Below are 23,849 nucleotides of genomic sequence, written 5' to 3'. Positions count from 1 at the left end.
CTCGGCCGCCCTTCGTTGTTTCGCTCTGAGCAGGCTTACTCGCCGGCAGCTTCGCGCGGCGCCGGAGCGTCGGCCTTCTGCTTGGCCTCGAGGTCCTCGCCGGTCTCCTGGTCGACCGCCTTCATCGACAGGCGGGTCTTGCCGCGATCGTCGAAGCCGAGCAGCTTGACCTTGACCTTGTCGCCTTCCTTGACGACGTCGGAGGTCTTCTGCACGCGGCTGGCCGCGAGCTGGCTGATGTGGACGAGGCCGTCCTTGGCGCCGAAGAAGTTCACGAACGCGCCGAACTCCATCACCTTGACGACGGTGCCCTCGTAGATCTGGCCGACCTCCGGATCGGAGGCGATCGACTTGATCCACTTGATCGCAGCCTTCATCGCCTCGCCGTCGTTGGAGGCAACCTTCACGGTGCCGTCGTCCTCGATGTTGACCTTGGCGCCGGTCTTCTCGACGATCTCGCGGATCACCTTGCCGCCGGTGCCGATCACTTCGCGGATCTTGTCGGTGGCGATCTTGAAGGTCTCGATGCGCGGTGCGTATTCGCCGAGCTCGGCGCGCGCCGCGGTCAGGGCCTTGGACATCTCACCCAGGATGTGGATGCGTCCTTCCTTGGCCTGGCCGAGCGCCACCTTCATGATCTCCTCGGTGATGCCCTCGATCTTGATGTCCATCTGGAGCGAGGTGATGCCCTGGTCGGTGCCGGCGACCTTGAAGTCCATGTCGCCGAGATGATCCTCGTCGCCGAGGATGTCCGACAGCACCGCGAAGCGCTGACCTTCGAGGATCAGGCCCATGGCGATACCGGCGGTCGGCCGCTTCAGCGGCACGCCGGCGTCCATCAGCGACAGCGAGGCACCGCAGACCGAAGCCATCGAGGACGAGCCGTTCGACTCGGTGATCTCGGAGACCACGCGAATCGTGTACGGGAACTCGTGATGCGGCGGCAGCACCGGGTGGATCGCACGCCAGGCGAGCTTGCCGTGGCCGATCTCGCGGCGCTTGGTGCCGCCGAGGCGGCCGGTTTCACCGACCGAGTAGGGGGGGAAGTTGTAGTGCAGCAGGAACGTTTCCTTGTAAGTCCCCGACAGCGCGTCGATGTACTGCTCGTCCTCGCCGGTGCCGAGCGTGGTCACCACCATCGCCTGGGTCTCACCGCGGGTGAACAGCGCCGAACCGTGGGCGCGCGGCAGCACGCCGGCTTCGGCGACGATGTTGCGCACGGTCTTGACGTCACGGCCGTCGATGCGCTTGCCGGTGTCGAGGATGTTCCAGCGAACGATCTTGGCTTCCAGTTCCTTGAACACCGCGGCGACGCGGAGCTTGTCGTATTTCGGCTCCTGGCCTTCCGGGAAGAAGTGCGCGAGCACCTTCTCCTTGACGGCGCCGACCGCGGAATAGCGTTCCTGCTTGACCGGGATCGCGTAGGCCTTGCGCAGCTCCTGCTCGGCGATGCCGAGCATCTCCTTCTCGATCTCCGAATTGTCGATCGTGGTGACTTCGCGCGGCTCCTTGGCGGCCTTCTCGGCGAGCTCGATGATCGCGTTGATGACCGGCTGGAAGTGGCGGTGGCCGAACATGACCGCGCCGAGCATCACGTCTTCGTTGAGTTCCTTGGCTTCCGATTCGACCATCAGCACGGCGTCGGCAGTGCCGGCGACGACGAGGTCGAGCTGGGTTTCGGCCATCTCGTCGAGCGTCGGGTTGAGGATGAACTCGTCATTGGCGAAGCCGACGCGCGCGGCGCCGATCGGGCCCTTGAACGGCGCGCCCGACAGCGTCAGGGCAGCGGAGGCGGCGACCAGCGAGACGATGTCCGGATCGTTCTCCATGTCGTGCGACAGCACGGTGACGATCACCTGGGTCTCGTTGCGCCAGCCGTCGACGAACAGCGGGCGGATCGGGCGGTCGATCAGACGGGAGACCAGCGTCTCCTTCTCGGTCGGACGGCCCTCGCGCTTGAAATAGCCGCCGGGAATGCGGCCCGCGGCATAGGTCTTCTCCTGGTAGTCGACGGTGAGCGGCAGGAAGTCGACGCCTTCGCGCGGCGACTTCGCGGCGACGACGGTGGCGAGCACCACGGTCTCGCCGTAGGTGGCCATCACGGCGCCGTCGGCCTGGCGGGCGATCTTGCCGGTTTCAAGTTTGAGGGGACGTCCACCCCAGTCGATCTCGACGGAATGCGAATTGAACATTTCGGTTTTCTTTCATGGTTTCACGAAAGCACGGCGCCCTGAAACACAAAGACCATGCCAAGACGGCGAGACACTGATGCGCTGCTGCGGTCAGCATCCGGCGATCCTGCCATGGTCCCTGGATTTCGGATGGCGTCCATCCTTTCGGTCATCTGGGCATCTTGCCCGGTCCAGCGGCCGGATTGCTGCTGGACGCTAGTGCATGGCGCGATGGCCATGCTGTTGCGCATGATCATCTTTCGACAATTCGAAAGTCCGAGTTCACGGACGACCATGCGAAAACGCGCGCGAACCTCGCGCGCGTGCTTCTCAAATCAACGACGGATGTTGTGCTTCTCGAGCAGCGCCTTGTAGCGCGCCTCGTCCTTGCGCTTGATGTAGTCAAGCAGGGAACGACGCGTCGACACGAGCTTCAGGAGGCCGCGGCGTGAATGGTTGTCCTTCACATGGCTCTTGAAGTGCTCGGTGAGGTTATTGATGCGTTCCGACAGGATCGCGACCTGAACCTCGGGCGAGCCGGTGTCGCCGGCTTTGTTGGCATTCGTCTTGATGACTTCCGCTTTGCGTTCGGCGGTAATCGACATCGTCAGTTACTTTCATTGTTGCGAGCCGGACTGGCAGTCAGTCCGTTCAGGTTGAACACGCGCTTGGGGATGAGTTCGCCATTGCCAATCTCGGCAAGCGCGAGAAGCCGGCCTGCCACCGTGACATAGACTGTGCCGCTGGTATTGGGCGCATCCCGTCCGCGCAACAAAACGGCCTGGCCCCTGTGGAGCCTTGCCGCATCAGCCCGTGTGACGGCCAGTGCCGGGATGTCGTCCAGCGCGGTCTCAACGGGCAAAAGCGCGTCGGCGAGGCTGCCCTCGCCAGACGCGGCTCTATTGCATAAAGCCTCCAACTGTTCCAGCGGAATCATGTCCCGCTCGGTAAACGGACCGACCAGGGTCCGCCGCAGGGCGCAGATATGGCCGAAACAGCCCAGAATCCGGCCCATATCGCGGGCCAGGGCCCGGACATAGGTTCCCTTGCCGCACTCGGCCTCGAACACGGATTGTCCGTTATCTCCATGTTCTACCAAGGTTAATTCGTGAATCTCAACCGGGCGGGGCTTCAGTTCCACGGTCTCGCCGTCGCGCGCCAGGTCATAGGCCCGCTCACCCTGCACCTTGATGGCCGAATATTGCGGCGGGATCTGCTCGATCACCCCGGTGAAGCGCGGCAGCAGCTCGCGGATCGAATCGGCGGTCGGCCGGCTCTCGCTGGTCCTGACCGGCCGTCCCTCGGTGTCGTCGGTGTCGCGTTCCTCGCCCCAGCTGACCGTGAAGCGGTAGCGCTTGCGGCCGTCCATCACGAACGGCACCGTCTTGGTGGCTTCGCCCAGCGCGATCGGCAGGCCGCCGGAGGCGAGCGGATCGAGCGTGCCGGCATGGCCGGCGCGCTTGGCCTGGAACAGGCGCTTGAGCACGGCGACGGCCTGCGTCGAGGTCATGCCGATCGGCTTGTCGAGCACCACCCAGCCGTGGACGTCGCGCTTGTCGCGGCGCGGCTGCTGGTTCTGCTTGCCGTGCTTCTGGCGCGGGTCGTTGTTGGTGCGGCGCGAATCGTCGGTGCGCGGCCCGGCAAAGGCATCCCGCTCAGCGTCGCGCGCGTCGGCATCCTTCGCGTCGATCACGCTGTTGGTCGTCATCACAGTCATCACTCATCGTCCGAATCGGGTGCAAGGTCTCGCTGCACCGCAGGTGTCCGCAGTAGTTTCTCGATGCGCTCCGCCTCGTCGAACCGCTCATCGACGCGGAAGCGAATGTCGGGTGCAAATTTCAGGTTGACGCGATGCGCGATCTCGCCGCGAAGGAACTTCTTGTTGCGCTCGAGCGCGGCTATCACCACGTCGGTGTCGCGACCGCCGAGCGGCATCACGTAGACCGTGGCGAGCTTCAGGTCAGGCGACATGCGCACCTCGGGAACGGTGATGATGTGGCCTTCCAGATCGGGATCGTGAACCTCACCCTGTGACAGAATCTCGGCAACTGCATGGCGAACCGTTTCGCCGACGCGCAGCTGACGTTGCGATCCGCCGGGGCTGGAACTCTTCTTTTGACGAGGCATGACCTTCTTCCAAAACCGTCGCGCCCGCTGGCTTTGGCCGCGGGCATCAATGTCCTAGCTTTTGCTTTCAATCGGACGATGCGCCGGTGGCCGGACTAAAGTCCGGCCACGTCGTCGCATTTTCAGTCAAATGGACCCAACGCTTAGTAAGATCTGCGCTTCGTAAGATTTGGACTTACAGAGAGCGCTGGATCGTCTCGATGCGGTAACATTCGATCACGTCGCCGACGCGCATGTCGCCGTAGTTCTCGAATGCCATGCCACACTCCTGGCCGGCGACCACTTCCTTCACTTCATCCTTGAAGCGCTTCAGCGTCGACAGCTTGCCTTCATGCACCACGACATTGTCGCGGATCAGGCGAACATTGGCGCCGCGTTCCACGGTGCCGTCGGTGACGCGGCAACCCGCGACCTTGCCGACCTTGGAAATGTTGAACACTTCCAGGATCTGCGCGTTGCCCAGCATGGTTTCGCGCAGCGTGGGCGCGAGCAGGCCGGACATCGCCTTTTTGATGTCATCCACGAGGTCGTAGATGATGTTGTAGTAGCGGATCTCGATGCCGTTGCGCTTGGCTGCGGCCGCCGCTTCCTTGTTGGCGCGGACCGAGAAGCCGATGATCGCGGCGTTGAAGCCTTCGGCCAGCGTGACGTCGGACTCCGAGATGCCTCCGACGCCGGCATGCAGGATGCGGGCGGCGACTTCGTCGGTGCCGAGCTTTTCGAGCGAGCCCAGGATCGCTTCCAGCGAGCCCTGCACGTCGGCCTTGACGATCAGCGGGAACTCCTTGCGGCCCGCGGTCTTGAGCTGCGACATCATCTGCTCGAGCGAGCCGCGCATGCCGGAGATCGAGGCAGCCGCGTTCTCGCGCTTCTGGTGCGCGCGGTAGCTCGTGACCTGGCGGGCGCGGGCTTCGTTCTCGACGACGGCGAGACGGTCGCCGGCTTCCGGCGGGCCGTTGAAGCCGAGCACCTCGACCGGCACCGACGGCCCGGCCTCGTCGAGATTTTCGCCCTGGTCGGAGATCAGGGCGCGGACGCGGCCCATCTCGGCGCCGGCCACGATGATGTCGCCGATGCGCAGCGTGCCGCGCTGCACCAGTACGGTCGCGACCGGACCGCGGCCACGATCGAGCTTGGCTTCGATCACGGTGCCTTCCGCCGGACGCTGCGAATTGGTCTTCAGGTCGAGGATTTCGGCCTGCAGCGCGATCATTTCGAGCAGCCGGTCGAGATTGGTCTTGTTCTTGGCCGAGACCTCGACGTCGACGACGTCGCCGCCGAGCGATTCGACCTGCACCTCGTATTGCAGCAATTCGGTGCGCACGCGCTCCGGCCGTGCATCGGGCTTGTCGATCTTGTTGATCGCCACGATCATCGGCACCTTGGCCGCCTTCGCGTGGTTGATCGCCTCGATCGTCTGCGGCATCACGCCGTCATCGGCCGCGACCACCAGCACGACGATGTCGGTGACCTTGGCGCCGCGGGCGCGCATCGCGGTGAACGCGGCGTGGCCGGGCGTATCGATGAAGGTGATCTTCTTGCCGCTTTCCGGCGAAGTCACCTGATAGGCACCGATGTGCTGGGTGATGCCGCCGGCTTCGCCCGACACCACGTTGGCGTGGCGCAGCGCGTCGAGCAGCGAGGTCTTGCCGTGGTCGACGTGGCCCATGACGGTGACCACGGGCGAACGCGGCTCGGTGTCGGTGGAATCGTCGACGACGTCGAACAGGCCTTCCTCAACGTCGGACGCGGCGACGCGCTTGACGCTGTGGCCGAGTTCTTCGGCGATCAGTTGTGCGGTGTCGGCGTCGATCACGTCGGTGATCTTGTGCATCGCGCCCTGCTTCATCAGCATGCGGATGACGTCGACCGCGCGCTCCGACATGCGGTTCGCGAGTTCCTGGATCGTGATCGCTTCCGGAATGACGACTTCGCGGATCAGCTTTTCCTTCTGCTCGTTCGCGGCGTGACCCTTCAGACGCTGGGTACGGCGGCGGAACGAGGCGATCGAGCGCTCGCGGACGTCGTCGGCGTTGAGCGCCGTGACGACCGTGAGGCGTCCGCGCTGCTTCTGCGGGCCGGGCTTCTGGGTGGTCTTCGGGGCCGCAACGGGACGCACGGCGCCGCCGGGGCGGCGCACCAGGCGCGGACCTTCGTCTTCGTCCGCCTCTGCGGCGACCCCCGGAGGCCTCGGCGCAGCGGCCGGCGTGCGCGCGGGTGTCGTCGTGGTGGTCGTGCGGGCTGCCGGCGCCCGCGCTGCCGGAGCAGCAGATGCGGGAGTGGCTGCGGCCGGCCTGGCCGGTGCGGCGGCGGCTGGCGCGCCGGGCTTGGCCTCGCCCTCGCCGAAGCGGCGCTTGGCCTCGACCTCGGCCTTGCGCTTGGCCTCTTCCTCGTGGCGGTGGCGCTCCTCTTCCGCCTTGCGGCGGGCCTCGGCGGCCTCGCGCTCGACCTTCTCGGCGGCCTCGCGGACGGCGCGGCGCTTGGCTTCCTCTTCGGCCTGGCGGCGCTCCTCGATGTCGCGCTGACGGGCGTCGGCGAGCGCGCTGGCACGCGCGGAGCGCTCGTCTTCGGTCAAGGTCGGCAGCACCACGCCGGAGCGGGTGTTGCGTTGCTGCTGGCCGGGAGGCGGACCCGAGGGGCGGCCTTGCGGCGGTCTCGGTGCGGGCGCTACCGGCTTTGCAACCACGGGTTCCGGCGCATGCCCCTCGCCGGGACCATCGCCACCGACGCGACGTTTGCCGCGCTTCTCGACCACGACCTGCTTGGTCCGGCCGTGGCTGAAGCTCTGGCGCACAGTGCCCGTCTCGACGCGCGGCTTCAGCGACAACGTCTTGCTCGGGACACTCAGAGTCTTGTCGCCAGGGGTCTTGGTATCAACCATTCAGCAGTCCTAATCTCGTTTCGCTGTGCGTTTGCCGCACAAATACTTCAACGTGTCGTCGTTTGCTGAGCATGATCCGGTCGGAAAGACGGCCTCCGCCTTCCTGGATCAGGCTCTGGAATTTCTGGCCGCTTCGGCGGTCTTGTCGTCGTCGGCCATCCGGTATCGGACCAGCATCTGGCAGCGCGACAGGAACGTCTTGCTCGCCGGGCCCGCGAGCAGCGCAGCATGTATCACATTTGACCGCCCAAGTGCCAAATCCAATTCTTCCGACGTCAAAACATTGACGACGGCGATTACCGGCGATTCACCACGTTTTTCGCCCCTTTGCCTGACGATCGCGTCCAATTTGCGGATTCCGTCCGCTGCGCCGTCCGAAGCGTGGATCAGGGCTGCAGTTTCGTTCCGGTTGAGTGCGTCCTCGACCTTGCCGAAGCCGGCAACCACCTGACCGGCCTTGGCGGCCATCGCCAGGGCCTCGGTGACGCTGCGGACCAGGAGGGCGTCGGTGTCGGCGGGAAGGGTCGGCGCGACGCGGACATCGCGCTTGAATCCCTTGCTAAATTGGTGACGACGGACCGCTTCCGCAACGCTGCGCCGCGATGCGGAAACCCATAGTCCGCGGCCCGGGAGCTTGCGCTTGAGATCCGGGATCACCTCGCCCGTGGGCGCGACGACGAACCGGATCAGTTCGTCGATCGGATGCACCTCGCGGCTGACCGCGCACATCCGCGTGGTCGCGGACTTCTGCGTCCGCGGCCCATCGTCGAGATCGGGGTCAGCCTGAGCGAGCATCCGTGGGGCATCTCCTTACGACGCCGCTTCTGCTTCGGCGGCCTCGGCCTCCTCGGCAGGCTTGGCAAGGTCGGCCTCGGTGATCCAGCCGGCCTTCAGACGGGCCTGCATGATCATGGCCTCGGCTTCGTCGCGCGAGACCTCGATGCCATCGAGGAACCCGGCATGCTTGGTCGGCTCGCCGCCTTCCTTGCGCTCGGTCCAGCCGACCAGATCGTCGGTGGCGCAGCCGGCCAGATCCTCGACGGTCTTCACGTCGTTCTCGCCGAGCTTCACCAGCATCTTGCCGGTGATGCCGGGCACGTCCTTCATGGCGTCCTCGACGCCGAGTTCCTTGCGCTTCGCCTCGAGTTCAGCCTCGAGCTGCTCCAGATATTCACGGGCGCGGGTCTGCAGCTCTGTGGCCGTCTCCTCGTCGAAACCTTCGATGCCGGCGAGTTCCTTGACGTCGACCAGCGCGAGCTCCTCGACCGAGGTGAAGCCTTCGGAGGCGAGCAGCTGGCCGACCACCTCGTCGACATTGAGCGCTTCCATGAACACGCGGGTCGAGTTCTCGAAGTCGGCCTGGCGGCGCTCCGACTCTTCCTGCTCGGTCAGGATGTCGATGTCCCAGCCGGTCAGCTGCGAGGCGAGGCGGACGTTCTGGCCGCGGCGGCCGATCGCCAGCGACAGCTGGTTGTTGGTGTCGGGAACCACGACCTCGATGCGCTCGCGGTCCTCGTCGATCACGACCTTGGCGACTTCAGCGGGCGCCAGCGCGTTGACGACGAAGGTCGCGATGTCGGGCGACCACGGAATGATGTCGATCTTCTCGCCCTGCAGCTCGTTCACCACGGCCTGCACGCGCGAGCCGCGCATGCCGACGCAGGCGCCGACTGGGTCGACCGAGGAATCGCGCGAGATCACGCCGATCTTGGCGCGCGAGCCGGGATCGCGGGCGACCGCCTTGATCTCGACGATGCCGTCGTAGATTTCCGGCACTTCCTGCGCGAACAGCTTCGCCATGAACTGCGGATGGGTGCGCGACAAGAAGATCTGCGGACCGCGGGTCTCGCGGCGGACGTCGAAGATATAGGCGCGGACGCGGTCGCCGTTGCGGAACACTTCGCGCGGCAGCATCTCGTCGCGGCGCACGATGGCTTCGCCGCGGCCGAGATCGACGATCACGCTGCCATATTCGACGCGCTTGACGATGCCGTTGACGATGTCGCCGATGCGGTCCTTGAACTCCTGGTACTGCCGGTCGCGCTCGGCCTCGCGCACCTTCTGCACGATTACCTGCTTGGCGGACTGCGCGGCGATGCGGCCATATTCCAGCGGCGGCAGCGTGTCGGCGATGGTGTCGCCGACCTGGGCGCCCGGATTGGCGCGCTGCGCATCATGCAGCGAAATCTGGTTCGACGAGTTCTCGACGACCTCGACCACCAGCATGTGGCGGGTCAGCCGCAGCTCGCCCTTCTTGGCGTCGATCTCGGCATGGACGTCGGTCTCGCTGCCGTAGCGGGCCCGCGCCGCCTTGGCGATGGCGTCTTCCATCGCCGCGATCACGATGGAGCGGTCGATCGACTTTTCGCGCGCAACTGCGTCTGCGATCTGCAGCAGTTCGAGTTTGTTGGCGCTGACTGCCATGGCTTAGTCTCCTTCGAATGGATCGATCTCGCCGCGGCGCGCGCGCTCGGCGGCCAGGCGGTGCTTTTTGGTGTTGGTCGGCGCTGGCTTGGTGCCGAGCTTGTGGGCAGGCTTGGCTTTCGGCTTCTGACTCTTCGCAGGATCGCTTTTCTTCGCGTGAGCCGGCTGCGGCGGCGCGAGGCCGAGTTCGCGGCGCAGCTCGCGTTCGGCGGCCTTGCCGCGGCGCATCGATTCCTCGACCAGCTCGTCGGTCAGCACCAGCCGCGCGTCCGAAATGTCCTCCATCACAAGGAGAACCTCGGCGTCCTCAGTCGGGCGCGGATCGTCGCGCTTGATGCGCACCGCATCGCCTTCGACGCCGCCGAGCAGGCCGCGGAACCGTTTGCGGCCCTGATGCGCCACCGCCATCTCGATCTTCACCAGATGCCCGGTGTAGCGCTCGAAGTCGGAGCGGCGCACCAGTGGCCGGTCGATGCCGGGCGAGGAGATTTCCAGCCGGTAGGCGCGCTCGATCGGGTCGGCGACATCGAGCACCGGCGACAGCGCGCGCGAGATCGCCTCGCAATCCTCGAGCTGCATCGAGCCGTCGGGGCGCTCCGCCATGATCTGCACGGTGCAGCCGGCGTCGCCCGAAACCTTGATGCGCACCAGGCGATAGCCCATGCCCTGCAGCACCGGGACTGCGACGGCGGCGACGCGCGCCGCGACCCCGGGCTCGACGACGAGCCGCGGCTCGGCGAGCAGTTCGGTGTCCACGGGCGTGGCGGTCGGATCGGTCATATCCAGTGTCAAAGGCTGTCTAAGGTCTGCGGGTTGTCTGAGGTCTGTTGTGTTGTTCAGGTGGCCTTAAGGGGCCGCTAACGCTACCTAAACCGGACCCGGCCTCGCCGGGTCCCGTCAGGTAATAAAAAAGAGCGGGTCCCGGGGGGCCCACTCTCCTACGCGATCGTATGAGATACCATAAGTTGCGGTGGATATAGCCCTTTTGCCCCGGTCCGGCAAGGCCTCCGTATCAGGCGGAAGGCGATTTTGCGGGCTCCGGGGTGCAGGTTTGACCTAACCCTCCGTTTACGAACGGGGCCATAGATTGCCGAAAATCGGCAGAAGTCGCCGATTGGACAAGGCTCATGACGACAGCCCCCGCGCTGATCCCGGAACTCGACGACATCGTTCGCCGCGGCGACCCCAAGCGTCGCGCCGAGGCCGCGCGCCGGCTCGGCGAGCTGTTCCTGCAGGGCGCCGCGGGCTTTCGCCCCGACCATATCGACCTGTTCGATGGGGTGCTGACCAGTCTGGTCCCGCATGCCGACCTGGCGGCGCGGATCAATCTCGCCGAACGGCTTGCGCCGCTCGCCAACGCGCCGCGGCATCTGGTCGGGCAACTCGCCCGCGAGGACGAGGTCGCGATCGCGGGGCCCGTGCTGCGCCAGTCGCCGGTGATTGACGAAAAGGTGCTGGTCGAGATCGCCAATGCCAAGGGCCAGGGCCATCTGCTGGCGATGGCCGAACGGTCCAGGCTCTCGACCGCGCTGACCGATGTCATCGTCCGTCGCGGCGATCGCGATGTGATCCGATCCGCCGCCGGCAATGCGGGCGCCGCGTTCTCGGACGCCTCCTTCACGACGCTGGTGCGGCGCGCCGGTCAGGATGGCGTGCTGACCTTGCGGATCGGCCGCCGTGACGATCTTCCGCCCGTGCATCTGAAGAGCCTGCTGGCCGGCTCGATCGACGTGATCCGCCGCCGGTTGCAGATCGTCGCCAAGCCGGAACGGCAGGCCGAGATCAAGCTGGCGCTGAACGAGATCGAAGGCGTCGTCGCGCAGGTCGAGGGCCGCGACTTCGCAGCCGCGCAGCGCACGATCCTGGTGCTGCATCGCGCCGGCGAATTGAACGAGGCCGCGGTGGCGGGCTTCGCCAAGGCTTTCAAATATGAGGAATGCGTGGCGGCGCTCGCGGCGCTGACCGGCGTGAAGATCGTCACGCTCGATCGCCTGATCTCCGGCGACCGTTACGATCCGATCCTGATCGCCAGCAAGACGATCGGCTTCGAATGGCCGACCGTGCGCGTCCTGATCCTGATGCGGCTCGGGCCGAACCGCGTGCCGTCACCGGCCGATATCGAAGGCGCGCGGGTGAATTTCGTCCGCCTGATGCCGTCGACCGCGCAGCGCGTCGTGGACTTCTGGAAGTCGCGCTAGTTCAAGCGCCAACGCTTGGCATCCGTCATCCTGAGCAGCCGCGCAGCGGCGTCTCGAAGGATGCACGGCCCGGCCGGCCGTCGACCCTTCGAGACGGCCGCCTTGCGGCCTCCTCAGGGTGACGGACTGGAGTGGTTCCGCTATGCTTTCCGCAAGGCGCGATACAGCGCCAACGGGGAGATCGCCATGCTGACGGACGCCGACATCCAATCGCACGCGGAACGGATCCGCGACGACGGATACACCGTGATCGAGCTCGCCGCCTCGCCGGACCTGGTCGAGGGATTGAGGGACGCGGTGCTGAAAATAGAGCGAGAGCACAATCTCGCACATGCCAGGACCTCGTTCGAGGGTTTCAAGACACTGCGCATCAACAACCTCCTGACCTATGACGATTTGTTCTGGGAGGTGCCGCTGCATGAGAACGTGCTGCCGGTGGTCGAGCGCGTGCTGGACAAAGAATGCCTGCTGTCGTCGTTCTGCTCGCTGGTGCTCGGCCCCGGCCAGGAGGCGCAGCCGATCCACGAAGACACCCAGTTGATCCCGCTGCCGCGGCCGCATATTCCGATCACGATCAATGCGATCTGGGCGCTGTCCGATTTCCGCGACGACAACGGCGCGACACGGATCATTCCGCGCAGCCACACATTCGATTCGTCGCCGGAATACGGCAAGGATTACGACGCGGTCACTGCGACCATGCCGGCGGGCAGCGTGATGCTGTTCGACAGCGCGCTGTGGCATGGCGGCGGTGCCAACACCAGCGACGCAAGGCGCTTTGCCTTCTCCTGCGCCTATTGCTGGGGCTGGATGCGCCAGCAGGAAAACTTGCAGCTCGGAATTTCGCGCGAGACCGCGGCCCGCTTTCCGCGCCGCTTGCAGGAATTGTGCGGCTACAGCGTCTACAAGGGCCAGTTCGGCCACATCGATAATCACGATCCGATCGAGCTGCTTGGCCGCGAGCGCGGCAAGCGCATGGTCTGGGAAGCGACCGACGTCAGGAAGGCGCGGATGGCGGGGCAGGGATAACGAAATTCAGGGCAAGCGCTTGAATCGCAGATACGCCGCCTTGCGTCCTTCACGCTCGGCTTTGGCGCCGTAGCGCGTCATGGTGTAGTTCGGCCACGGTTGCTGCCAGTCGATCGCGCGCTCGGCGAGCCAGGCGAAGTCGGGCGAGCGCATCAGATGCGCGAGCGTCCAGGCGCAGTAATCATCGATATCGCTGACGAAGCGGAATTCGCCGCCCGGCGGCAGCAGCCGGGTCATCGCCGCGACCGTTGCATCCTGTACGAAGCGCCGCTTCCAGTGCCGCCGCTTCGGCCAGGGATCGGGATGAATCAGGTCGATGCGCGCCAGCGAGCGCGGTGGCGCCCAGGCCAACAGCTCTGCTGCGTCGCCGGCGAACAGGCGGATATTGTCGATGTTCAGTGCCTCGATCTGGGTCAGGATCTTGGCCATGCCGTTGACATAGGGCTCGCAGCCGATGAAGCCGGTTGCCGGAAAGGCCTGTGCTTCCGCTATCAGATGCTCGCCGCCGCCGAAGCCGATCTCGAGCCTGACGTTTTCGATGCGATCATCGAACAGCTCGGTCAGCGCCTCGGGTGCGGGCGCCGCGATGTCGAGCGAAAGATGCGGCAGCAGGGTGTCGATCAGATCGGCCTGGTGCGCGCGCAGCTTGTGGCCCTTGCGCCGTCCGAAGAACGAGCCGCGCGAATGGGTCATCGCGCCATCGTCGGACGAATCGCGATCGTCGCTGTCGTTCGGAGCAGGGGTCATCGCAGCGTCTGATAGAGCCGGTACAGCAGGCGTGCGCGCGGCTCGATCGACGAGATGTAGAGCTGCTCGTAATGGGTATGCGCGCCCTTGCCGTCGACGCCGAGGCCGTCGAGCGTTGCGGTATGCGGCGCGGTGAAATTGCCGTCGGAGCCGCCGCCGGTGAATACATCGATCAGCTCGAAGCCGAGTTCGCCTGCAAGCTCCCTGGCGTGTTCGTAGAGCGCGGCGCCGGCATTGCTCTTCTCATAGGGCGGACGGTTCAATTCGCCGGTCACTTTCACGGCGACGCCGTCGGTGCGCGAGGTGATGCCGAGGATCTTCGGCACCAGCTCGTCGGCGTCGGCCATGGTCGGTACGCGCATGTCGACTTCGGCATGGGCCTCTTCGGCGATCACGTTCGGCTTGGTGCCGCCGCGGACCACGCCGACATTGACGGTGACGCCGCGCTTGAGATCGTTCATCGCCTCCAGCGCCAGGATCACATGGCCGAGTTCCCGGATCGCGCTGCGGCCGTCCTCGGGGCGCGTGCCGGCATGTGCCGGTGCGCCCTTGATGTGCACGTCAAAGCGCGCGACGCCCTTGCGGCCGGTGACGATCTTGCCGCCGTCGCGCGCCGGCTCGGTCACCAGCACGTATTTGGCCTTGCGGCCCTCGGCCTCGATCAGCGACCGCGAGGTCGGGCTGCCGATCTCCTCGTCTGAGACGTAGAGCTGGGTGATGCCGAGCGGCGGGCGTACGTCGTCGGCGCAGATCTGCCGAAATGCGTGATAGGCGAGATAGGCGCCGCCCTTCATGTCGTAGATGCCGGGGCCGAACGCGCTGTCGCCGTCGATCTTGAATGGTAACCGTTCGATGAATCCCATCGGATGAACTGTGTCGAGATGGCTCAACACCAGAATGCCCGGCGCGTCCTGCCCCCAGGACGAGCGCGTCACCAGATGATCGCCGCAGCCGTCGCGTCCCGCAACGCGGTCGACGGTGGCCGGCAGGTCGCGATAGCCTGACGCGACGAGATCAGCCAGTTTGTTGACCTGATCCGGCCGCTCCGTCGGAGATTCGATTTCGACCCAACGGCGAATGCCGTCGAGGATAGCAGCGGTTTCGAACGGATTGCTGGACATGCTGTTGTCGTCGCCTGTGAATTCGCTTTGTCATTCAGCGCATGCGCCGAAGCGTGATCCGGAAATGCGTGACGCGGCTTTCCGGAAAGATCATGTTCGATCAAGGAGCTAGAGCGCGACGAGATTCCATCGGAACTCGTCGCGCCTTAGCGTACGCCGGAATGACATATTCCAGATTTGACGATCGCTCAAACGGATATGGCCGGATCAGACCTGTTCGGCCGCCTCACGCGCCGCGATCTGCTCGACCAGTTCGACGATGCTGCGGCGAAGCTTGGCGTCCGCGATCCGCGTGAAAGCGCGGGTCAGGGCCAGGCCTTCGGCGGTTGCCAGAAAGTCGGACACATAGGCCGGCGAGGAGCCCTCGCTGAAGCCGTCGGCGGTCTTGACGCCGCTCGGGCCGCCATCGAACAGGAAAGAGACCGGCACCTGCAGGATTTCGGAGATCTGCTGCAGCCGGCTGGCGCCGACACGATTGGTGCCCTTCTCGTATTTCTGCACCTGCTGGAACGTCAGGCCTAGCGCCTCGCCCAGTTTTTCCTGGCTCATGCCGAGCATGATGCGTCGCATTCGGACGCGGCTGCCGACATATTTGTCAACAGGATTGGGCGCTTTGGTGGACATCTCCAACTCTCCTAAGGGATTGCGCGCCCGGTGGGTGAGGCAAGTTGGACGTGGAGTATGCCTCAGGCGCCGGTGCCGTCAAATCCTGCAAGGAGGATCGGGACGAAATGCGGACAATTTGCGCAAAGGGGCTGACTTGGCTTGTGATTTCGCGTGGACCCGTACAATGCGAAGTGCACGGTCGATCTGTCAACAGGTGGAATCACGCTGAGGTGAATTTCGACACTTTTTCGGGTTCGTGTGACAACCGGCGATAAGCGCCGTCAGGCCTTTCGCCTGACAAAACGCCTCCGCAAGACGATTGCGAGGGCAACTAACACAATCACCGCGGCGGGGATGTTGCCGACACGCGCATAGATCGTCGGCGCGATGGCCGTCGGCAGGCCGGCATCGAGCACGCCCTCGATGCCGAGCCCAAGTTGGGCGACAATCCGCCCGAGCGGATCGATGATGGCCGAGATGCCCGTATTCGCGGCGCGCACCATCGGCAGGCCTTCCTCGATCGAGCGCAGCCGGGCCTGCTGCAGATGCTGATAGGGGCCGGTCGAGATTCCGAACCAGCCGTCATTGGTGACGTTGATGATCCAGCCGGGACGGTCGTCGCGGCTCACGACGTTGCCGGGGAAGATCGCCTCGTAGCAGATCAAGGGCAGCGCGCGCGGCGCATTGGGAATATCGAGCGTCCGGCGGATCGTGCCGGGAATGAAGCCGCCCTGCACCTTGGTGAGCTGCACGAAGCCGAGCTTCTCCATCCAGTCCTGGAACGGCAGATATTCTCCGAATGGGACAAGGTGCAGCTTGTCGTAGACCGCAAGCACGCTGCCATCATGGTCGATGACGTAGATCGAATTATATGCGCGCGTGACGCGGACGCCGGGCGGCAGATCGGGCGCGCGCACCGAGCCGGTGATCAGCACAGTTCCCTTCGGCAGCAAATCGGCGATCTGGGCCATCGCATCGGCTTCCTTGGTCAGGAAGAACGGAAATGCGGATTCCGGCCAGATCAGGATGGTGGAGTCGCTCACGCCGGTGGAGTGCGGTCCCGACGCACGATCCGACAGGGTGAGATATTTCTGCATCACCGCCGCCTTGGCGGAGTAGTTGAACTTGGCGTCCTGCTGCAGATCGGGCTGCATGATGCGCAGCTTGACGCCGCTGACCATGCTGGTCGGCTGTTGCGAAAGGCGGACCGCACCGAACGTCAGCATCGCGGCGAGCACCAGCACCGCAGCCACCGGTGCGCGCCACGGCTTGCGGCCGCGCGAGGCGCCGTCGATCAGCACGGCCGGACTTGCGAAGATCGCGACGGCCAGGAACGTCATGCCCCACAGCCCGATCAGCGATGCGGTCTGGGCCAGCGCCAGAGGTTCGGTCAGCGCGTAGCCGAACGCATTCCACGGAAAGCCGCTGAGCAGATGGCCGCGCAGCCATTCCGAAATCGTCAAGCTGACCGCCAGCGCCAGCACGCGCGAGGCGTCCCGCGGCCAGATCAGCCGCGCCAGCGCGAAGCCGAAGGCGGTGAACAGCGCGAGGTATGCGGGCAGGCCGAGCACCGCGAACGGCGTCAGCCAGGCGAAAGTGTCTGCATCGACGAAGAAGGCGTAACCGATCCAGTACAGTCCCGGCACGAAATAGCCGAGGCCGAACCAGAAGCCCGACAGCGCTGCGGCGGGTACGCCGCGCCAGCGTCCCGCAGCGCTACCATCGATCAGCCAGACCGCGATCGAAAACGTCAGAAACAGCACCGGCCAGGCGTTGAACGGCGCCATCGCCAGCGAGGACAAGGCGCCCGCCGCGAGCGCGAGCACGACGCGCCTCCATCCCCAGGTCAGGATGACGGCGAGACCGATCGATCGGAGCTTGTCGGAGAGCCTCACTGCGGACCGGCTCCTTCGCCGGGCGGCGGCATGTTGTCATTCGCCTGCGGGTTGCCGGAGTCCGGCGCCTGCTCGCGGCGCCGCTCGCGCTCCTTGCGCGGCGCCGGCCGTTCCTTGCGCGTCGTGATCCGCACGCGCTTGACCCGGCGCGGATCGGCGTCGAGCACCTCGACCTCGTAATTGCCCGGACCGGAGATCACCTCGCCGCGCACCGGCAGGCGGCCGACGAACGACACCAGGTAGCCGCCCAGCGTCTCGACCTCCTCGCCGGCCTCGCCGGTGACGAAGTCTTCGCCGATCACCGAGCGGACATCGTCGAGGCTGGCGCGCGCGTCGGCGATAAAGGAGTTGTCCGGCTGGCGGACGATGGACGGAGGCTCGTCGGAATCGTGCTCGTCGTCGATCTCGCCGACGATCTGCTCGACGATATCCTCGATCGACACCAGCCCGTCGGTGCCGCCATATTCGTCGACCACCAGCGCAAGATGGATGCGTGAGGCCTGCATCTGCGCCAACAGGTCGATCGCGCGCATCGACGGCGGGATATAGAGCAGCTTGCGGATGATATGGGCGTCGGCCAGCGGCAGCGCGAGATCGACGCTGCGCAGATCGAGCCCGGCGGGGAACGGCTTCTTGCGCTTCGTCTTCGTCGCGTCGGTGACGCGCGCCTTCGCGGTCATGAAGGCGAGCAGGTCGCGGATGTGCACCATGCCCTCGGGGTCGTCGAGGGTTTCGTTGTAGACGACGAGCCGTGAATGCGCGGCGCTCTCGAACAGGCTCATCAATTCGCCGAGCGGGATGTCACGCTTGACCGCGACGATATCGGCGCGATGGATCATGACGTCGGCGATCCGCCGCTCGTTCAGTGAGAGGATGTTGCGCAGCATGGTGCGCTCGATCGCCGAGAAGCCGACATCGTCGGGCGTCGAGGCGTCGAGCACCACCTGCAAATCGTCGCGTACCGAGCCGGCCTTCCAGCCGAACAGCGTGCGGATCGCGCGCACCAGCCAGCCTTCCGCTGCCGGACGCTGCACCTCGCCCTCGTGCACGACGGCGGGCAGGTTGCTCACGTTGCGCGGATTGTCATGGGTCGGGTCGGAATCCGGCATGTCAGGCGATCCGATCCGCATAGGGGTCGGGAACGCCGAGAGAGGCGAGGATCTCGCGCTCGAGCGCCTCCATGTCCTCGGCATCGTCATCGTTCTCGTGGTCGTACCCGATCAGATGCAGGAAGCCATGCACCGCGAGATGGCTCAAATGATGGTCGAACGGTTTCTGTTCTTCATCGGCCTCCCGCCGCGTCGTCTGATAGGCGATCGCGATATCGCCGAGCATGCGCGGGGCATCGCCCTCGCCGCCGGCGCCTTCCGGCTGCAGCGCCGGAAACGACAGCACGTTGGTCGGCTTGTCGATGCTGCGCCAGTTGGCGTTCAGGGTGCGGATCCCGGCATCGTCGGTCAGCATCACCGCAAGCTCGGCATCCGCGACATCGGCATCGGCGATTGCGGCGGCAGCCTCGATGGCGCGGTGAATCACCGCGTCGGCATCGGGCTCGGCCTGCCAGCATTCGGCGGTGACGAGAACCTCGGTTGCAGGAAAAGCAGACACGTTGGTTTCAAAATCTGCGTTATGGCCGGAACCCGCATCGCGCGGGCTCGCGGCCGAAGCTATTGGACTCAAGATCTGACGTTTGCCGGCTTTTGCGGCAATCCCTCATAGGCGGCCACAATGCGCGCCACCAATTCGTGGCGGATGACGTCCTCGGCCTTGAAATGCACCTGCGCGATGCCTTCGACGCCGTCGAGCAGCTTCACGGCTTCCGCGAGCCCTGAGGTCTGCCCGTTCGGAAGATCGATCTGCGACGGGTCGCCGGTGACGATCATCCGGCTGTTTTCGCCGAGACGCGTCAGGAACATCTTCATCTGCATCGTCGTGGTGTTCTGCGCCTCGTCGAGGATGATGGCGGCATTGGTCAGGGTGCGGCCGCGCATGAAGGCGAGCGGCGCGATCTCGATCTCGTTGCCCTGCAGCGCGCGTTCGACGACACGGGCATCCATCAGATCGTACAGCGCGTCATAGATCGGGCGCAGATACGGATCGACCTTCTCCTTGAGGTCGCCGGGCAGGAAGCCGAGCCGTTCGCCGGCCTCGACCGCGGGCCGCGTCAGGATGATGCGATCGACTTCCTTGCGCTCGAACAATTGTGCTGCGTGAGCGACCGCGAGCCAGGTCTTGCCGGTGCCGGCCGGGCCGATCCCGAACACCAGCTCGTGCCGTTTCAGCGCGCGAATGTAGGAATCCTGCGCCGCGGTGCGGGCGCGCACCGGACGCTTGCGCAGATTGATCGTTTCAAAGGTCGGCTTGGCGGTCTTGTTGTCGAATTCGAACAGCGAGCCCTGTGCGATTACGGCGCGGATCGCGCCTTCGACTTCGCCCTGATCGAGGTCGTGCCCTTCGACGGCCTGCGCGTAGAGCGTCTCGAGCACGCGCCGCGCCGCATCGCAGCCGTCGCGGGAGCCTGCGATGGTGAGATGATTGCCGCGGGAATCGACCACGACGCCGAGCCGCCGCTCGATCAGCGCCAGATTCTGTCCGTAGGGGCCGACCAGCGCGGATGCGGCACGGTTGTCGTCGAAATCGATGACGACCTGAGTTTCAGGGGGCCGGGTCTCGGGTGGCATTTGCATGTCGCGGTCAGGTTTGCGGCTGGGAGCTAGCGAAGGCGAATCCGATGCGCTTTTGGGCAAGGATTTCAGGCTCCAATGGTCTGCGAAATGAGGCCGGGTGCGGATTGCGTGGCGAGCTCGCCGATCAGGCTGTAGCGCTCGAGGCTGTCGATCCTCACCGGGAGGACCTGACCGATGATGTCAGGCGATGCGATCACATGGGCGGGCTGCAGATAGGCGGTCCGGCCGACGATCTGGCCCGGGTTGCGCGCGGCGCGCTCGAACAGCACGTCGACCGTTGTGCCGATCGCAGCCCGGTTGAAGGCCGATTGCTGGCTGTCGATCAATTCCTGAAGCCGCCCCAAGCGCTCGTCCATCTCGGCTGCTGACACCGTCTCCCGCATCTCCGCCGCCGGCGTGCCTGGCCGAGGCGAATACTTGAATGAATACGCCGCAGCGTACCCGATTTGCGTGACAAGCGCGAGAGTGGCGGAAAATTCTTCCCTGGTCTCTCCGGGGAAGCCCACGATGAAATCTGATGAAAAAGCAATGTCTTGCCGTGCGGCCCGGAACCGGTCGATGACTCGCCGGTAGTCATCGGCGGTATGTTTGCGGTTCATGGCGGCCAGGATCCGGTCCGCCCCCGACTGCACCGGCAGGTGCACGAACGGCATCAGTTCGGGCAGATCGCGATGCGCGGCGATCAGGTCGTCGTCGACGTCGCGCGGATGGCTGGTCGAATAGCGCAGCCGCGTGACGCCGGGAATCTCGGCGAGCCGCTGCAGCAATTTGCCGAGCGGCCAGACGCGGCCGTCGGGGCCTTCGCCGTGATAGGCGTTGACGTTCTGTCCGATCAACGTGAATTCGCGCACGCCGTTGTCGGCGAGCTGCTTGACGTCGTCGATGATCTTCGCGACCGGACGCGAGACTTCCGTGCCGCGCGTATAGGGCACCACGCAGAAGGTGCAGAACTTGTCGCAACCTTCCTGCACGGTGACGAAGGCCGAGATGCCGCGGGCGCGAATCGCGTCCGGCTTCGGCTGCGGCAGGAAGCCGAACTTGTCCTCGATCGGGAATTCGGTTTCGAGCGCGCGGCCGTTTTCCCTGGCGCGCTTCAGCAGCGCAGGCAGATGATGATAGCTCTGCGGCCCGACCACGATGTCGACGGTCGGCGCACGATGGATGATCTCGGCGCCTTCGGCCTGCGCGACGCAGCCGGCGACTGCGATCTTCATCTCGCGGCCCGCCCGCGCGGCATCATCCTTGGCGACGCGCAGCCGCCCGAGTTCGGAGTAGACCTTTTCCGACGCCTTCTCGCGGATGTGGCAGGTGTTGAGGATCACGAGGTCGGCGTCTTCGGCGCTCGCGGTCTCGACAAAGCCCTCGCCGGCCAGCGTGTCCACCATGCGCTGCGCATCGTAGACGTTCATCTGGCAGCCATAGGACTTGATGTGCAGCTTGCGCGGCGTCGTCATGGAACCCTGAGTGCGGAAATGGAAATGGCGCCATCAGGGCGCCGTTGCTCAAATAAGGCTTAAACCGGGGAAAATCCAGCGATCGAGCCGTGTTTTTGGCCGGCCTGGGCGATCAAATCGGGCAATTGGCGCATATCGGCGAAGGTTATGGCCGCGCCGGCCTGGCGCAGCAGGTCCTCATGTTCCGCCGTGCAGTGGCTGCCGCCGTAAAAACCGAGCACGGTCATCCCCGCAGCGCGGGCGCCGGTGACGCCGGCCACGCTGTCCTCGATCACGATACAGCGCGCCGGGCTGGCGCCCATCTCGGTCGCAGCGAACAGGAAGAGATCGGGCGCCGGCTTGCCGCGCTTGACCTCGGTGGCGGAGAAAATATGCGGCGCGAGCTGGTCGTAGAGCCCGGCGCAGGTCAGGCCGTGATGGATCTTCTCCGGCGTGCCGCTGGAGGCCACGCATTTCGGCAAGGTCAGCGCCGATATCGCGTCGCCGACATGGGCGATCGCGCTGAGATCGTCGGCATAAAGACTGAGCGTCGCATGCTTGACCTCGGCCTCGAAGCTCTCGGGCAGCGCGCGGCCGATCTCGCTTTCGACGATCCGCCGCGCCTCGCGGTCGGACACGCCGAGGAAACGCTTCAGCACCCCGTCGGGCGTGATCGGAAAGCCGTGCCGCGTCAGCGTGTCCGCATGCGCGCGACAGGAGATTACCTCGCTGTCGACAAGCACGCCGTCGCAATCGAAGATGACGAGATCGAAGCTCACCCGGTTTACGACTTGCTGTCGTCGTCGAGCGGAACGCAATAGAGCTCGAGACGGTGATCGACCAGCTTGTAGCCGAGCTTGCGCGCGATCTCGGCCTGCAGCTTCTCGATCTCCTCGGAGGTGAATTCGATCACCTTGCCGTCGCGCAGATTGATCAGATGGTCGTGATGGCTCTCGGGCATCTGCTCGTAGCGCGCGCGGCCCTCGCGGAAGTCGTGACGCTCGATGATGCCGGCGTCCTCGAACAGCTTGACGGTGCGATAGACCGTCGAGATCGAGATCTTGTCGTCGACTGCCACGCAGCGGCGATAAAGCTCTTCGACGTCGGGATGATCCATGGCTTCCGCCAGCACCCGCGCGATCACGCGGCGCTGTTCGGTCATGCGCATGCCGGTCGCGGCGCAACGCGCCTCGATGCCGGTATTTTTGTGCGCAGGCGGGATTTTCACCGTGGTCATGGGTTTCGGGCCGTATTCTTCAAACCTTGGGTGGCAGAGCGGAGGGTGTTCTGCCATCGCGCCGATGTTACGACAAGTCGCGCCGCATCAGAAGCGCGTTCAAATGTTCCCCACCGGGCTGCTTGTAATAACGTTCGCGGCGGCCGATCACGCCGAATCCGGCCCTTTCATAGAGCCGCCGTGCTGGCTGATTGTTCTCTTCCACCTCGAGGAAGATGGTGCGGATGCCGCGGCCGGCAAGATGGCCGAGATGGGTCAGCAGCAGATCGCGCGACAGGCCACGCCCGCGCTGATTGGAATCGATCGCAATCGACAGGATTTCCGCTTCATCCGCCGCCATTCGCGAGACCGCAAAGCCGATCACCCTGCGGCCCTGGCGCAGCCGATGCACCAGCGTGTTGCGCTCGGTCAGCATCGCCTCGAATTCGCCTTCGCCCCAGCCGCGATGAAACGACGCGCCGTGCAACTGGGCGAGCCGCGCCGCATCGCGCAAGGATGCGGGCTCGACCGCGGGCGGACCGCCGCCCCACCATCGCGACAGCCAGCCGGTCATGTCGATGGCGGCGCGCTGATGACCAGGCGATCCTTCGGCGGCTTCGCGTCGGGTGCGCGCAGATAGAACGGCCGCGGCGGCGCAGTGTCGGGATCCACGGCGGCGCCGACCCACGCGACCCAGGTGATGTCGGGTGCGGGCTGCCTGTCGACCTTGACCGGCGGAGCAGCATCCGCCGGCCAGCGCTCAGCGAGGATGTTGGCGGCGTTGCCGACCAGATGCAGCGCGCCGAACTGTGCGGCCTCGAGCGCTTCGGCGATCGGCGCAACCTTCGGCTTCAGCATCAAGCTGCCGTCGCCGCCCACGAGCTGGAAATAGACGTGATCGTGCCGCGCATCGATCGCCGACAGGATCGGGGGTGCGCCATTCTCGGCGACGACCGGCGCGGCGTAGGCGGCGAGCGTCGACAGCCCGACCACCGGCTTTTCCGCGGACAGCGCGAGGCCGCGTGCTGCCGACAGCCCGACACGCAGGCCCGTGAAACTGCCGGGGCCGGTGGTGACGGCGATGCGGTCAAGCCCGGCAAAGCCGATGCCGCTTTCCTTCATCACCCGCGCGATCAGCGGCATCAGCGCCTCGGCATGGCCGCGCTGCATCGCCTGCGATTCGATGGCGATGGTGTTGCCGGAGTCGGTGTCGAGCACCGCTGCGGAGCAGGCATCGAGCGCGGTATCGATCGCGAGAATCATCATGGGAGGGCGAATGGCGAATACGAAATGGCGAACCGGAAATTCGAGGAG

At 65.3% G+C, this 23,849-nt stretch carries 22 protein-coding genes; 2 read left to right on the top strand and 20 right to left on the bottom strand.

All coding sequences use genetic code 11. The annotated features are described in order from the left end of the window. Positions 1-35 precede the first annotated feature (35 nt). The 8 genes from pnp to rimP form a co-directional block, all read right to left on the bottom strand. Positions 36-2,192, bottom strand: coding sequence for a polyribonucleotide nucleotidyltransferase (gene pnp, locus CO675_RS07035; protein ID WP_097671288.1), 2,157 nt, complete (start codon positions 2,190-2,192; stop codon positions 36-38). A gap of 314 nt (positions 2,193-2,506) precedes the next feature. Next, entirely contained in the window at positions 2,507-2,776 is a 270-nt protein-coding gene (rpsO, locus tag CO675_RS07025) for a 30S ribosomal protein S15 (RefSeq protein ID WP_016844725.1), read from the bottom strand. 2 nt (positions 2,777-2,778) lie between these two features. Then, complete coding sequence (gene truB, locus CO675_RS07020; protein ID WP_097671286.1) at positions 2,779-3,888, bottom strand: tRNA pseudouridine(55) synthase TruB; 1,110 nt, start codon at positions 3,886-3,888, stop codon at positions 2,779-2,781. Next, entirely contained in the window at positions 3,888-4,298 is a 411-nt protein-coding gene (gene rbfA, locus CO675_RS07015; protein ID WP_097671285.1) for a 30S ribosome-binding factor RbfA, read from the bottom strand. Before rbfA ends, truB begins: the two co-directional genes overlap by 1 nt. 175 nt (positions 4,299-4,473) lie before the next feature. After that, positions 4,474-7,179 (bottom strand): translation initiation factor IF-2, encoded by a 2,706-nt coding sequence (gene infB / locus CO675_RS07010; RefSeq protein ID WP_097671284.1) that lies wholly within the window; start codon positions 7,177-7,179, stop codon positions 4,474-4,476. A 108-nt stretch (positions 7,180-7,287) separates the two neighbouring features. Then, complete coding sequence (locus tag CO675_RS07005; protein WP_097671283.1) at positions 7,288-7,974, bottom strand: RNA-binding protein; 687 nt, start codon at positions 7,972-7,974, stop codon at positions 7,288-7,290. Between the two features lie 15 nt (positions 7,975-7,989). After that, positions 7,990-9,603: a transcription termination factor NusA gene (gene nusA / locus CO675_RS07000; protein WP_097671282.1), complete on the bottom strand. Its 1,614-nt coding sequence runs from the start codon at positions 9,601-9,603 to the stop codon at positions 7,990-7,992. 3 nt (positions 9,604-9,606) lie between these two features. Next, complete coding sequence (rimP, locus tag CO675_RS06995; RefSeq protein WP_097671281.1) at positions 9,607-10,383, bottom strand: ribosome maturation factor RimP; 777 nt, start codon at positions 10,381-10,383, stop codon at positions 9,607-9,609. A 347-nt stretch (positions 10,384-10,730) separates the two neighbouring features. Between rimP and CO675_RS06990 the strand changes: the two genes are divergently transcribed. After that, complete coding sequence (locus CO675_RS06990) at positions 10,731-11,801, top strand: DUF2336 domain-containing protein (RefSeq protein ID WP_097671280.1); 1,071 nt, start codon at positions 10,731-10,733, stop codon at positions 11,799-11,801. Positions 11,802-11,987: 186 nt separating this feature from the next. Then, complete coding sequence (locus CO675_RS06985; protein WP_097671428.1) at positions 11,988-12,830, top strand: phytanoyl-CoA dioxygenase family protein; 843 nt, start codon at positions 11,988-11,990, stop codon at positions 12,828-12,830. Between the two features lie 6 nt (positions 12,831-12,836). On the opposite strand, the gene trmB is transcribed toward CO675_RS06985, so the two are convergent. The 12 genes from trmB to tsaB all read right to left on the bottom strand — a co-directional run bounded on the left by trmB (position 12,837) and on the right by tsaB (position 23,801). Beyond that, entirely contained in the window at positions 12,837-13,577 is a 741-nt protein-coding gene (gene trmB / locus CO675_RS06980) for a tRNA (guanosine(46)-N7)-methyltransferase TrmB (protein WP_097671279.1), read from the bottom strand. Next, entirely contained in the window at positions 13,574-14,698 is a 1,125-nt protein-coding gene (locus CO675_RS06975) for a M20 family metallopeptidase (protein ID WP_097671278.1), read from the bottom strand. Before CO675_RS06975 ends, trmB begins: the two co-directional genes overlap by 4 nt. Before the next feature lie 207 nt (positions 14,699-14,905). Next, entirely contained in the window at positions 14,906-15,322 is a 417-nt protein-coding gene (locus CO675_RS06970; protein WP_021082652.1) for a helix-turn-helix domain-containing protein, read from the bottom strand. Positions 15,323-15,585: 263 nt separating this feature from the next. Continuing rightward, a complete protein-coding gene (gene lnt / locus CO675_RS06965; RefSeq protein WP_097671277.1) occupies positions 15,586-17,199 on the bottom strand; it encodes an apolipoprotein N-acyltransferase in 1,614 nt (537 codons plus the stop codon). Continuing rightward, complete coding sequence (locus tag CO675_RS06960) at positions 17,196-18,308, bottom strand: hemolysin family protein (RefSeq protein ID WP_171947917.1); 1,113 nt, start codon at positions 18,306-18,308, stop codon at positions 17,196-17,198. Before CO675_RS06960 ends, lnt begins: the two co-directional genes overlap by 4 nt. 1 nt (position 18,309) lies before the next feature. Continuing rightward, positions 18,310-18,807: an rRNA maturation RNase YbeY gene (gene ybeY, locus CO675_RS06955; RefSeq protein WP_097671276.1), complete on the bottom strand. Its 498-nt coding sequence runs from the start codon at positions 18,805-18,807 to the stop codon at positions 18,310-18,312. A 68-nt stretch (positions 18,808-18,875) separates the two neighbouring features. Next, on the bottom strand, positions 18,876-19,946 hold the full coding sequence (locus CO675_RS06950) for a PhoH family protein (protein WP_198964516.1): 1,071 nt from the start codon (positions 19,944-19,946) through the stop codon (positions 18,876-18,878). A 5-nt stretch (positions 19,947-19,951) separates the two neighbouring features. Next, a complete protein-coding gene (miaB, locus tag CO675_RS06945) occupies positions 19,952-21,340 on the bottom strand; it encodes a tRNA (N6-isopentenyl adenosine(37)-C2)-methylthiotransferase MiaB (RefSeq protein ID WP_097671274.1) in 1,389 nt (462 codons plus the stop codon). Between the two features lie 59 nt (positions 21,341-21,399). Then, complete coding sequence (locus CO675_RS06940) at positions 21,400-22,098, bottom strand: HAD family hydrolase (RefSeq protein WP_097671273.1); 699 nt, start codon at positions 22,096-22,098, stop codon at positions 21,400-21,402. Positions 22,099-22,103: 5 nt separating this feature from the next. Continuing rightward, positions 22,104-22,556: a Fur family transcriptional regulator gene (locus CO675_RS06935; RefSeq protein WP_092120651.1), complete on the bottom strand. Its 453-nt coding sequence runs from the start codon at positions 22,554-22,556 to the stop codon at positions 22,104-22,106. A gap of 67 nt (positions 22,557-22,623) precedes the next feature. Then, positions 22,624-23,109 (bottom strand): ribosomal protein S18-alanine N-acetyltransferase, encoded by a 486-nt coding sequence (gene rimI / locus CO675_RS06930; protein WP_097671272.1) that lies wholly within the window; start codon positions 23,107-23,109, stop codon positions 22,624-22,626. Then, positions 23,106-23,801 carry a tRNA (adenosine(37)-N6)-threonylcarbamoyltransferase complex dimerization subunit type 1 TsaB gene (gene tsaB, locus CO675_RS06925; protein ID WP_097671271.1) on the bottom strand — a complete coding sequence of 232 codons (696 nt, stop codon included), beginning with the start codon at positions 23,799-23,801 and terminating at the stop codon, positions 23,106-23,108. Before tsaB ends, rimI begins: the two co-directional genes overlap by 4 nt. Between the last annotated feature and the right edge of the window lie 48 nt (positions 23,802-23,849).

This window comes from Bradyrhizobium sp. C9 (genome assembly GCF_002532045.1).
In the GTDB taxonomy this organism is placed as follows: Bacteria; Pseudomonadota; Alphaproteobacteria; order Rhizobiales; family Xanthobacteraceae; genus Bradyrhizobium.
Note: the sequence above shows the minus strand (reverse complement) of the source record. Positions and strands in the feature narration are given on the sequence as shown.

Bases quoted from the DNA above. Each gene is read 5' to 3' on its own strand.
- rpsO (WP_016844725.1), bottom strand. From the start codon at position 2,776: ATGTCGATTACCGCCGAACGCAAAGCGGAAGTCATCAAGACGAATGCC.
- miaB (WP_097671274.1), bottom strand. From the start codon at position 21,340: ATGACGACGCCGCGCAAGCTGCACATCAAGTCCTATGGCTGCCAGATG.
- trmB (WP_097671279.1), bottom strand. From the start codon at position 13,577: ATGACCCCTGCTCCGAACGACAGCGACGATCGCGATTCGTCCGACGAT.
- CO675_RS07005 (WP_097671283.1), bottom strand. From the start codon at position 7,974: ATGCTCGCTCAGGCTGACCCCGATCTCGACGATGGGCCGCGGACGCAG.
- nusA (WP_097671282.1), bottom strand. From the start codon at position 9,603: ATGGCAGTCAGCGCCAACAAACTCGAACTGCTGCAGATCGCAGACGCA.
- rimP (WP_097671281.1), bottom strand. From the start codon at position 10,383: ATGACCGATCCGACCGCCACGCCCGTGGACACCGAACTGCTCGCCGAG.
- rbfA (WP_097671285.1), bottom strand. From the start codon at position 4,298: ATGCCTCGTCAAAAGAAGAGTTCCAGCCCCGGCGGATCGCAACGTCAG.
- CO675_RS06985 (WP_097671428.1), top strand. From the start codon at position 11,988: ATGCTGACGGACGCCGACATCCAATCGCACGCGGAACGGATCCGCGAC.
- truB (WP_097671286.1), bottom strand. From the start codon at position 3,888: ATGACTGTGATGACGACCAACAGCGTGATCGACGCGAAGGATGCCGAC.
- tsaB (WP_097671271.1), bottom strand. From the start codon at position 23,801: ATGATGATTCTCGCGATCGATACCGCGCTCGATGCCTGCTCCGCAGCG.
- CO675_RS06935 (WP_092120651.1), bottom strand. From the start codon at position 22,556: ATGACCACGGTGAAAATCCCGCCTGCGCACAAAAATACCGGCATCGAG.
- CO675_RS06975 (WP_097671278.1), bottom strand. From the start codon at position 14,698: ATGTCCAGCAATCCGTTCGAAACCGCTGCTATCCTCGACGGCATTCGC.
- pnp (WP_097671288.1), bottom strand. From the start codon at position 2,192: ATGTTCAATTCGCATTCCGTCGAGATCGACTGGGGTGGACGTCCCCTC.
- CO675_RS06960 (WP_171947917.1), bottom strand. From the start codon at position 18,308: ATGCCGGATTCCGACCCGACCCATGACAATCCGCGCAACGTGAGCAAC.
- CO675_RS06970 (WP_021082652.1), bottom strand. From the start codon at position 15,322: ATGTCCACCAAAGCGCCCAATCCTGTTGACAAATATGTCGGCAGCCGC.
- infB (WP_097671284.1), bottom strand. From the start codon at position 7,179: ATGGTTGATACCAAGACCCCTGGCGACAAGACTCTGAGTGTCCCGAGC.
- rimI (WP_097671272.1), bottom strand. From the start codon at position 23,109: ATGACCGGCTGGCTGTCGCGATGGTGGGGCGGCGGTCCGCCCGCGGTC.
- CO675_RS06990 (WP_097671280.1), top strand. From the start codon at position 10,731: ATGACGACAGCCCCCGCGCTGATCCCGGAACTCGACGACATCGTTCGC.